11 protein-coding genes are annotated in these 9,334 nt (G+C 73.7%); 5 read left to right on the plus strand and 6 right to left on the minus strand.

Going from position 1 to position 9,334, the window contains the following annotated elements; translation table 11 throughout:
• Position 1: 1 nt before the first annotated feature.
• Together C7Y72_RS16830 and C7Y72_RS16835 are read right to left on the minus strand one after the other, a co-directional pair.
• Entirely contained in the window at positions 2 to 613 is a 612-nt protein-coding gene (locus tag C7Y72_RS16830) for a TetR/AcrR family transcriptional regulator (RefSeq protein WP_107570330.1), read from the minus strand.
• 14 nt (positions 614 to 627) lie between these two features.
• On the minus strand, positions 628 to 1,455 hold the full coding sequence (locus C7Y72_RS16835) for a carbon-nitrogen hydrolase family protein (RefSeq protein WP_107570331.1): 828 nt from the start codon (positions 1,453 to 1,455) through the stop codon (positions 628 to 630).
• A 52-nt stretch (positions 1,456 to 1,507) separates the two neighbouring features.
• Between C7Y72_RS16835 and C7Y72_RS16840 the strand changes: the two genes are divergently transcribed.
• Positions 1,508 to 2,392 carry a DUF2804 family protein gene (locus tag C7Y72_RS16840; protein ID WP_107570332.1) on the plus strand — a complete coding sequence of 295 codons (885 nt, stop codon included), beginning with the start codon at positions 1,508 to 1,510 and terminating at the stop codon, positions 2,390 to 2,392.
• A 133-nt stretch (positions 2,393 to 2,525) separates the two neighbouring features.
• On the plus strand, positions 2,526 to 3,209 hold the full coding sequence (locus C7Y72_RS16845) for a hypothetical protein (RefSeq protein WP_107570333.1): 684 nt from the start codon (positions 2,526 to 2,528) through the stop codon (positions 3,207 to 3,209).
• Positions 3,210 to 3,266: 57 nt separating this feature from the next.
• On the opposite strand, the gene C7Y72_RS16850 is transcribed toward C7Y72_RS16845, so the two are convergent.
• A complete protein-coding gene (locus tag C7Y72_RS16850) occupies positions 3,267 to 3,947 on the minus strand; it encodes a MerR family transcriptional regulator (protein WP_146175422.1) in 681 nt (226 codons plus the stop codon).
• Between the two features lie 20 nt (positions 3,948 to 3,967).
• Positions 3,968 to 4,858, minus strand: coding sequence for a beta-keto acid cleavage family enzyme (locus C7Y72_RS16855; protein WP_107570335.1), 891 nt, complete (start codon positions 4,856 to 4,858; stop codon positions 3,968 to 3,970).
• A gap of 91 nt (positions 4,859 to 4,949) precedes the next feature.
• Here C7Y72_RS16855 and C7Y72_RS16860 point away from each other — a divergent pair, with 91 nt between their 5' ends.
• From C7Y72_RS16860 to C7Y72_RS16870, 3 genes are all read left to right on the plus strand, one after another.
• A complete protein-coding gene (locus C7Y72_RS16860; protein WP_107570336.1) occupies positions 4,950 to 5,348 on the plus strand; it encodes a low affinity iron permease family protein in 399 nt (132 codons plus the stop codon).
• Positions 5,349 to 5,371: 23 nt separating this feature from the next.
• A complete protein-coding gene (locus C7Y72_RS16865) occupies positions 5,372 to 6,610 on the plus strand; it encodes a PucR family transcriptional regulator (protein WP_107570337.1) in 1,239 nt (412 codons plus the stop codon).
• Positions 6,611 to 6,714: 104 nt separating this feature from the next.
• Positions 6,715 to 7,629, plus strand: a complete 915-nt coding sequence (locus tag C7Y72_RS16870) for a fatty acid desaturase (protein ID WP_107570338.1) — start codon at positions 6,715 to 6,717, stop codon at positions 7,627 to 7,629.
• Between the two features lie 39 nt (positions 7,630 to 7,668).
• On the opposite strand, the gene C7Y72_RS16875 is transcribed toward C7Y72_RS16870, so the two are convergent.
• Together C7Y72_RS16875 and C7Y72_RS16880 are read right to left on the minus strand one after the other, a co-directional pair.
• A complete protein-coding gene (locus C7Y72_RS16875; RefSeq protein WP_146175423.1) occupies positions 7,669 to 8,460 on the minus strand; it encodes an arginase family protein in 792 nt (263 codons plus the stop codon).
• On the minus strand, positions 8,457 to 9,239 hold the full coding sequence (locus C7Y72_RS16880) for an enoyl-CoA hydratase/isomerase family protein (RefSeq protein ID WP_107570340.1): 783 nt from the start codon (positions 9,237 to 9,239) through the stop codon (positions 8,457 to 8,459). Before C7Y72_RS16880 ends, C7Y72_RS16875 begins: the two co-directional genes overlap by 4 nt.
• Positions 9,240 to 9,334: the final 95 nt, after the last annotated feature.

Consider the following 9,334-nt stretch of genomic DNA (forward strand, 5'->3'; position numbering starts at 1 on the left):
CTCAGGCGGAGCGGGCGTCGAGGCCGCCGCAGATGGTCTCGACGATCAGCGTCTTGGCCTGCTCGGCCTCCGCCTCGCCGAACGGGAGCAGCTCGAAGATCCAGCTGGTGAGCACCTGCTCGATCGCGCCGTAGAAGGCCATCGCGGCGAACTGGGAGGTCACGTCACCGCGGATCTCCCCGCGCTCCTGCCCGTGCTCCACGATCCGCGCGATGCCCTCGTAGGCACCGCGGATCTCCTGCAGGTGCGTCTGGCCGAACGAGTTCGCCGCGCGCGTGACCTCGACGATGATCACCTTCATCAGCTCGGGGTCGTGCCGGTAGCTGTCGAAGATGAACGAGGTGATCTGGCGGAGCTTGTCGCGGGTCGGCATGTCGCGCCCGTCGACGTCCTCGATCAGCGCCGTCATCAGCGACCAGCGGTCGCGGAACAGCGTGTCGAGGACCTCGTCCTTGCTGCGGAAGTAGTGGTAGACGAGGCCGTAGGCGACGCCCGCCTCGTCGGCGATGTCGCTGACGCGGCAGGTGTGGAAGCCCTGCCGCGCGAACACGCGCACGGCCGCGTCCAGGATGAGACGGCGCTTCTCGGCCGCGGTGGTCTTGGAGGTCGCCATGGAAGTCCCCTGCTCTAGGTCGGCCACGCGTAGGCGTGCGGGCGGCGGTGGTGCAGGACGGGCAGGTCGCGGCGGATGCGGTCCTGCCCGTCGAGGTCGAGGTCGGCGAGGACGTGGCCCTCGCGGTCGGGCTGCTGCGCGAGGACGACGCCCCACGGGTCGACGATCGTGGAGCGCCCGCCGGTGCGCAGGCCCGGGGCGTGCTCGCCGACCTGGTTGGCGGCGAGCACGAAGCACTGGTTCTCGATCGCGCGGGCCCGCAGCAGCGGCTCCCAGTGCTCGCGCGTGGTCGCCAGCGTGAAGGCGGAGGGCACGAGGAGGATCCGCGCGCCGCGGAGCGTGAGCACGCGGTAGAGCTCGGGGAAGCGCAGGTCGTAGCAGACGCTCATGCCCAGGCCGGTGCCGTCGGCGGCGGTGGTGAGCACCGCCTCGTCGCCGGGCCGCTCGTGCTCGCTCTCGCGGTAGCTCGTGCCGTCGACGTCGACGTCGAACGGGTGGATCTTGCGGTAGGTCGCGCGCAGCTCCCCGTCGGGGCCGACGTGCACGGACGTGTTGCGGGTCCGGGCGTCGGCGTCGTCCGCGGCGGGCGCCTCGGCCATCGATCCGGCGACGAGGTCGATCCCGAGCTCGCGCGCGGTCGCGCGCGCCCAGGCGACCGCCTCCCCGTCCAGCGGCTGCGCCAGCGCGGCGACCTCGCGTGCGGGCCCGTAGGCCGTCCACTTCTCCGGCAGCAGCACGAGCTGCGCCCCGTCGGCTGCGGCGGCGCGGACGTGGCGGTCCGCGGCGGCGACGTTGCGGGCGACGTCCGTGGTGCTGGTGAGCTGGATGACGGCGGCGCGCATGGCGGTCGGACGTTGACTGACGAGTCAATCGCCATCGGGAACAATAGCCCGCATGCCGCCCGTCCCGCCCGCCAGGATCGTGCTCCCCGCCGGTGACGCCGCGGCGGGTCGGGGGCGCGAGGCGCTCGCGGCCGGCGTCGCCGCCGGCCTGCTGCCCCCGGCCAGGATGCCACTCGTGCACGACCGGCGCCCGCTGAAGCGCTGGCGCTACGTCGGCGTCTACGGACCGGAGCTGATGCTGTGCGCCGGGCGGGTCGTGCTCGGCGGCGCCCCGCAGGCGTTCTGGGCCGTCTGGGACCGCGAGGCGCAGCAGCTGCACGAGCGCACGTCGTTCTCCCCCAGCCGCGTGCGGCTGCCCGACGGCGGCGTCGGCGTGCGCGACCGCGGCGTCGAGATCGACCTGCGGATCGACCGCGACGGCGACGCGGTCGAGACGGTGTCCCGGCACGGGCGCTCCCACATCTGGACGCGCAAGCAGGGCGCTGCCGCCCGCGGCACCGTGACGATCGACGGGCGCACCCGGCACCTCGTCGGGCGCGCGCTGATCGACGACTCCGCCGGCTACCACGCGCGCACGACCGACTGGGAGTGGGCGGCGGGGATCGGCGCGACCGCCGACGGCGTCGCGCTGACCTGGAACCTCGTGACCGGGATCCACGACGCGCCGACGGGCTCCGAGCGCACGGTCTGGGCCGACGGCGTGGCGACCGAGGTCGGGCCCGTCCGCTTCGCCGCGGACCTCGCGACCGTGACCTTCGCGGAAGGCGAGGAGCTGCGCTTCCACGCCGAGGCCGAGCGCACCCGCCGCGACCGCGTCGGGCCGTTCGTCAGCAGCGACTACCGCCAGCCGTTCGGCAGCGTCTCCGGGACGCTCCCCGGCGGGCACGTCCTCGCCGCCGGCTTCGGGGTCATGGAGCGCCATCACGCCCGCTGGTGAGCCCCCGACACACCGCGGGAAGGTGCGTCCGCGGCCGTGGGCGGCGCACCGACTCGGGGTATCGTGTGTTCCAGGGAACATGCGCGCCGTCCTGGCGCGTCCACGACCGTCCATCAGAAGCAGGGGAGCATCCATGAAGATCTCGCGTCCGAGTCCGGCGCTCATCGTCTCGATCGTCGCCCTCGTGGTGGCCTGCGCCGGGACCGCGACCGCCGCCTCGGTGCTCATCAAGAACAGCTCGCAGATCGCCACCGGCGCGGTGACCAGCAGCGACGTGAAGAACGGCTCGCTGATCGGTGCCGACCTGAAGAACCGCACCGTCACCGGCTCGAAGATCGCGGCCAACACGATCGGCGCGGACAAGCTCGCCCCGGTCGTCCGCAACACGCTGCAGGGCCAGGGCCTGACCGGCACCGAGGCCGTCCGCAAGGCCGGTCCGGAGAACGTCGCCGCCGGTGGCGCGACGATCACCCGCATCACGCAGCTGCAGCCGGGCACGTACTTCCTCGCCGCGAAGACGACGATCACCGGCGTCGCCGGCGACCTCGGCCTCGGCGAGCTGCTGCGCCCGAACAAGACCGCCAGCGCGGAGTGCACGCTCGAGGTCGGCGGCGACGTCGACAAGGCCCGCACGGTCGTCGCCTCCCCCGGCGCCGAGACCCCGCAGACCGTCAACCTGCAGATGACCCGCACGATCGGCGCGCCGACCGACGCGATCCTCACCTGCTCGGTGACGAACGTCCCGTGGCGCGCCTCGGACAGCTCGATCGTCGCGCTGAAGCTCCAGGGCTCCACGCGCGTCGACACCGCCGGCTGAGCCGGACCCCTCCGGGCGGGCGGCGCGCGCCGTCCGCCCCGTCCGCGCGGCCCGCCCTCAGCGGCGGCCGCGCTGGCGCTCGAGCTCGCGCAGCAGCAGCTTCGAGTGCATCGCCCCGACGAGCTCGCGCAGCGGCTCGGCCCCGGTGGCCAGCAGCTCGGCCGCCCGGTCGGCGTCGACCTTGCCGGCGAGCCGGTCCAGCAGCGCCCGGACCTCCTCCTGCACGAGCGGCTCGAGCGCCTCGAGGTAGCGGACGGTGTCGTACACGGTGAAGCCGAGCGCCTCGTCGTAGCCGCCCGCCCGGAAGCGGCTGAACGCCGCCACGATCGCGACGTCGTCGGGGTCGTAGCCGCGGCTCGTCGGGCTCAGCACCCCGATCTCCGCGAGTCGCTCGAGGACGTTCTCCGGCACGTCGTAGCGGCGCCGGACCTCCGCGGCGCTGATGCGCTGCGCGCGGGCGCCGTGGTCGAGCGCCCGCTCGAGGATGCGGTCCTCCAGCTCGACGAGCGCCGCAGCGCGCTCGGGGTCGGCGTCCATCATGCCCTTGATCACGCGCAGCGGCATGAACCGGTCCTCCTGCAGGCGCTTGATCAGCTGCAGGCGCTCGACGAAGTGCGGCGGGTAGTAGGCCATGTTCCGCGAGGTGCGGACGATCCCGTCGTCGCCGAGGAGCCCCTCGCGCAGGTAGTGCTTGATCGTGCCGGCCGAGACGCCCGAGCGCTCGGCCAGCTCGCTCATCTTGAGGAGCCCGTCCTCGTTCACACCGACCCGGCCCTGGCGGGCAGGTGCAGCGCGGCGCGCGCCTCCTGCACGGTCGCGGGACGGCGGCCGGCGTCGAGCGTCATCTCGCGGGCCTTGGCGATGAGGTCTCCGTTGGAGCGGGCCATCGTGCCGTCCGGGAGGTAGAAGTTGTCCTCCAGGCCGGCGCGGACCGAGCCGCCGAGCGCCAGCGCCGCCGCGAGCATCGTCCACTGCACGCGGCCGATCCCGATGACCCCCCAGTGGTGCGGGCCGCCCGGGATCTCGGCGAGGTTGTCGGCCATCACCGCGAGGTTGCGCGCCGTCGGCGGGATCCCGCCGGTGACGCCCATGACGAAGTCGGCGTGCAGCGGCGTGGGCAGCGCGCCCATCTCGACCAGCGGCGCGAGCGAGCCGACGTGCCCGACGTCGAAGCACTCGTGCTCGGGCTTGATCCCCAGCCGGTTCATCGCCTCGAGCAGCGCGAGGATCTCGCTGAACGGGTTCTGGAAGACGAAGTCGAACACGAACTCGCGGCGCCGCGCGGAGTACTTCGCGTAGTTCATCGAGCCCATGTTCAGGGCGGCGACCTCGGGCAGGCCGGCCTCGAGGTAGGCGATGCGCTTCTCGACGCTCACCCCGATGGTGCCGGTGGAGAAGTTGATGATCGCCGCGTCGCCGATCTCGTCGACGATCGCCTCGCGGATCGCGACGAAGTCGTCGATCTCGTAGCTCGGCTCACCGGTCGGGGTGCGCGCGTGGATGTGGATGTGGACGGCGCCCTCGTCGACCGCGCGGCGGGCCTCGGCCGCGTACTCGGCGGGCGTGTACGGGATCGCGGGACACTGGTCGCGGTTGGCGATCGATCCGGAGATCGAGCAGCAGATGACGACCGGGTGGTCGAGGCTCATGGGGCGAGGACTCCTGGGAGTAGAACGTTCCACTTCCCACTCTGCCCGCGTCCGACGTCGGGGTCAAGCCCGCATCGGGTACACCGTGGGGATGAGCGACCGCCCCGCGCGCGCCGAGGGCGCCGACACCGACCACCGCAGTCCGTTCGAGCGCTTCGTCGAAGCCGCCCAGCAGCACGTCTCGCGCCCGTGGTTCTTCGCCGCGATGGCGACCTTCATCCTCGCATGGGCGATCAGCGCCCCGCTGCTCTTCCACGACCTCAAGAGCGCCGCGGCCGTCCTGCACGTGGTCTCCAGCTGCATCTCGCTGCTGCTCCTCGCGCTGCTGGAGAACGCGGGCCGCCGCTCCGAGGAGGCGTCGCACGAGAAGCTCAACACGCTCGCCGAGGCGCTTGGCGCGCTCATGGACAGCCGCGCCGCCGAGGATCCCGAGCTGCACGAGCACGCCCGCCGGCTGCGCGACGCCGTCGGCCTGGAGGAGCGCCACTGAGCGCGGCGTGCGAGGCTGCGCCCGTGCCCGCCGACGCACCCCCCACCCAGGTCACCGTCGACGAGGCGCGCGAGCTCGCCGCGACCTGGGCCCGCGGCCTGGACCGGCTGGCCGCCGACATGTACGCGTTCCTCGTCCAGCACATCCCCGAGGCCGCCGAGCCGGACCTCGCCGGCCTGACGCTCGCCTCGTGCGCGTCGAACATCGAGGCGCTCCTGTCGATGATCCGCCACGGCATCCCCGTGTCGGCGACCGAGGCGCCCGTCGCCGCGCTCGAGCACGCCCGCCGGATGGCGGTGCGCGGCCGTGGCGTCGACGCGACCCTGCGGTTCTACCGGCTCGGGCACGCGCACCTCTGGGAGCAGTGGAGCGCGGCGCTCGCCGCGGCCGTCCCCGACCGCGACCGACTCGTGGTCGCCCTGCAGGAGACCGCGGCGTTCACGTTCCACTACATCGACCAGGTCAGCGCGCGCGTCGGCGCCGAGCACATCGCCGAGCGCGAGCGGCTGCAGCGGCGCGCCGCGCTCGTGCGCGCCGACGTCGTCCGGTCGGTCCTGGCCGGGGAGCGCGTCGACCCCGGTGCCGCCGAGCGCGCGCTGGGCCACCCGCTCGCGCCGCCGCACCTGGCGTTCGTCTGCTGGACCGCCGGTGACCCGGCCGCGCTCGAGCGCGCCGCCCAGGCGCTCGCGCAGGTGCTCGGCGGGCCCCGGCCGCTGCTCGTGCCGGACGGCCCGGCGGTCCTGGGCGTCTGGGCGATCGCCGGGCCGGGCCCCGTCCCGACCGACGCGCTCGCCCGCGCGGTGCGCGACGCCGCCCCCGAGGTGCACGTGGCGTGCGGCGCCCCGGCCCCCGGGCTCGCCGGCTTCCGCGTGAGCCGCGAGCAGGCCGAGCGCGCCCGCCGCGTCGCGCAGCTCGCGGACCGCCGGCCCGGCCTCACCGCCTACGCCGAGGTGGCGCTCGCCGACCTGCTCAGCCGTGACCTCGAGGCGGCGCGGGCGTTCGTCGCCGCGGAGCTCGGCGCGCTCGCCGACCCGCACGACGGTGCCGCCGGTCGCGCCCGCGAGGCTCTCGCCGCGGTGGTCGCGCCCGACGGCGGGATCGCCGCGGCGGCCCGGGCCCTGGACCTGCACCGCAACACGGTGCTGCAGCGGGTCCGCCGCGGCGAGGAGCTGCGCGGGCGCCCGCTGACCGAGCGACCGGCGGAGCTGCACGCCGCCCTGCTGCTGGCCCAGGTGCTCGGCCCGGCGGTCCTGCGCTCCTGAGAGTGTGCGATCCGCACACCGTGATGGGCAACGCGTCCGTTGCGAGCGGGACATGAGGCCCCGTACGGTGTGCCAACTGTCCGCTGAGGAGGCGCCGAACCCCGATGTCCACCCCCACCGAATCGCCCGTCACCGTCCGCCGCATCCCGAACCCCGCCGAGCCCGTCCCGGCCGTCGCGGTCCCGACGCTGCTGCTGCTCGTCGGCGGCCTCGCGCTGTGGACCGCCTCGACGGCGCTCTACCTCGCCGACGACCTCGCCTGGTGGGCGACGATCCCGCTGAACGCGCTCGCCGGGTACCTGCTCTTCACGGTCGCCCACGACGCCGGCCACCACTCGGCGTCGAGCATCAAGTGGCTCAACGACCTGATGGGCCGGCTCTCGACGCCGCTGTTCGCGCTGCACGCCGCGTTCCCGGTCTGGCGCTTCATCCACATGCAGCACCACCGCTTCACCAACCACGACGACGGCGACGACCCCGACCACTACACGATGCGCGGGCCCGCCTGGCAGAAGCCGCTGCGCTGGCTGAGCATCGACTATCACTACGTCGCCTTCTACCTGCCGAAGCTGCGGACCCGCAAGCGCGCCGAGCAGGTCGAGGGCGTCGTCTTCCTCCTGCTCGGGATCGCGGTCCCCGTCGCGCTGATCGCGACCGGCAACGTCGTCACCTGGCTCGTCGTGCTGTTCGTGCCGTCCCGCGTCGCGATCCTCTGGCTCGCCTACGCGTTCGACTACCTCCCGCACCACGGGCTGCACCACAAGCCGACCGAGGACCGGCTGAAGACCACGCGCAACCGCATCGGCGGCGAGCGCTGGGTCTCCCCCCTGCTGCTGTACCAGAACTACCACCTGGTCCACCACCTGCATCCGGTCGTCCCGTTCTACCGGTACATCGCGGTGTGGCGGCGCAACGAGCGCCAGTACGTCGACGGCGACCCGTCGCTCTCGACCCTCGGCGGGCGCGAGATCACCGCCGACGAGTACCGCCGGATGCGCGAGCTCGTCGAGCACCACTGAGCCGGGCGGCGCGGGCGGCGGGCGCCCCGCCGCCCCGCGTCAGGCCTCGGCCAGCGGGCCGGCCGCGGCGGCGCAGAGCGCGAGCCGGTCCGGGGCGGCGAACGACGCGATCTCCGCCCCGACGAGCTCGGCCTCGCGGCACACGTCGCGCAGCAGCTGCTTGAGGGCGCCGTCGGTCAGGCCGCCGGCGGCCGGGAACTCGGTCGGCAGCAGCTCGGGGTCCAGCACGTCGAGGTCCAGGTGGACGAACACGGGCCGGCCCCGGACCGCGTCGAGCACCTGCGAGGGATGCTCGAGGATCTCGACCGCGAAGCCGTCGAGGAGGTCGCGCTCGGCGGCGTCGAGGTCGCGGACGCCGTGGAAGACGATCTGGGCGGGGTCGAGCTTGGGCTCGGCGCCGAGCCCGTCGTCCCAGACGCCGCAGGCGGCCGCCAGGCACATCCCGCCGAGGTAGGCCGACGGCGTGGTGTCCGGGGTGTTGAAGTCGCCGTGGGCGTCGAGCCAGAGCACGACGGTGTCGGGCCGCTCGCGCAGCACCGCCGGGATCGTCGTGGTGCAGACGCTGCACGAGGCGGCGACGAGCACCGGCCGGTCCCCCTCGCGCAGCGCGTCCTCCACCTGTCCCCCGGCCTCCAGCAGGCAGCCGCGACGCTCGCGCAGGTCGTCCTCGAAGCGGGCCGGCGACGCCTGCGCGGCCGAGCCGATCAGGCGCGGGCCGTCCGCCATCCCGGCGGTGCGCGCGAGCAGCGAGGCGAGCGCCGCGGTGTCGTCCCCGGCGAAGTCGCGACGGTCGCTCGTCGGGCACAGCAGCCCGACGACCCGCACGCTCACCGGCCGGTCCAGACGGGGTCGCGCTTCTCGAAGAACGCCTTGACGCCCTCCTGGATGTCGTCGGTCGCGAAGGCGATCGTCAGCTGCGAGCGCAGGAAGTCCAGGGCGTCCTCGAAGGGCTGGTCCATCTGGCGGTACATCGCGTCCTTGCCGAGCTTCATCATCAGCGGGGACTTCGCGGCCAGCCGCCCGGCCCACTCGGCGACCTTCGCGGCGTGCTCGTCGCGCGGCACGACGACGTTGACGACGTTCAGCCGCTTCGCCTCCTGGGCGTCGATGCGGTCGCCGAGGAACAGCAGCTCGTTGGTCGTCTTGCGCGGCACGTTGCGGTAGATCAGCGCGGCGATCATGAACGGGAAGACGCCGACGTTGATCTCGGGCGTGCCGAAGGTCGCCTTGTCCGACGCGACGATGAGGTCGCACGCGAGCGCGAGGCCGAACGCCCCGGCGAGGCAGTGGCCGTCGATCGACGCGATCACGGGCTTGCCGAGCTGGCCGATGAGCTTGAAGACCGAGGGGAACCGGTCGGTCCCCTGGTGCTTGTGGACGAGCGGCGCCTCGGAGGCGAAGCCGGCGAGGTTGCCGCCGGCCGACCAGGTGCTCTCGTGGGTGGAGGCGAGGACCACGACGCGGGCGGCGTCGTCGTCCCGGGCCGCGGCGAGCGCGGCGAGCAGGTCGGTCAGGAGCTCGTCGGACATCGCGTTGCGCGTGTCCGGCTGGTCCATCGCGATGGTCGCGACGCCGTCGGTGACGTCGTACTGGAGCGTGTCGTAGGTCACGGGCCGATCCTCGCACGTGGGCGGGTCCGCGCGCCGGGGTCGACGACGGCGACCCGCCACACGTGGAAAGTGGGAAGTGCCACTGTTTACTTTTG

Source organism: Paraconexibacter algicola (assembly GCF_003044185.1).
Classification (GTDB): domain Bacteria; phylum Actinomycetota; class Thermoleophilia; order Solirubrobacterales; family Solirubrobacteraceae; genus Paraconexibacter; species Paraconexibacter algicola.

Excerpts from the sequence above, each read along its gene's own strand:
- C7Y72_RS16835 (WP_107570331.1), bottom strand. The coding sequence starts at position 1,455 with ATGCGCGCCGCCGTCATCCAGCTCACCAGCACCACGGACGTCGCCCGC.
- C7Y72_RS16850 (WP_146175422.1), bottom strand. The coding sequence starts at position 3,947 with ATGAGCGAGCTGGCCGAGCGCTCGGGCGTCTCGGCCGGCACGATCAAG.
- C7Y72_RS16870 (WP_107570338.1), top strand. The coding sequence starts at position 6,715 with ATGTCCACCCCCACCGAATCGCCCGTCACCGTCCGCCGCATCCCGAAC.
- C7Y72_RS16830 (WP_107570330.1), bottom strand. The coding sequence starts at position 613 with ATGGCGACCTCCAAGACCACCGCGGCCGAGAAGCGCCGTCTCATCCTG.
- C7Y72_RS16855 (WP_107570335.1), bottom strand. The coding sequence starts at position 4,858 with ATGAGCCTCGACCACCCGGTCGTCATCTGCTGCTCGATCTCCGGATCG.
- C7Y72_RS16845 (WP_107570333.1), top strand. The coding sequence starts at position 2,526 with ATGAAGATCTCGCGTCCGAGTCCGGCGCTCATCGTCTCGATCGTCGCC.
- C7Y72_RS16840 (WP_107570332.1), top strand. The coding sequence starts at position 1,508 with ATGCCGCCCGTCCCGCCCGCCAGGATCGTGCTCCCCGCCGGTGACGCC.
- C7Y72_RS16860 (WP_107570336.1), top strand. The coding sequence starts at position 4,950 with ATGAGCGACCGCCCCGCGCGCGCCGAGGGCGCCGACACCGACCACCGC.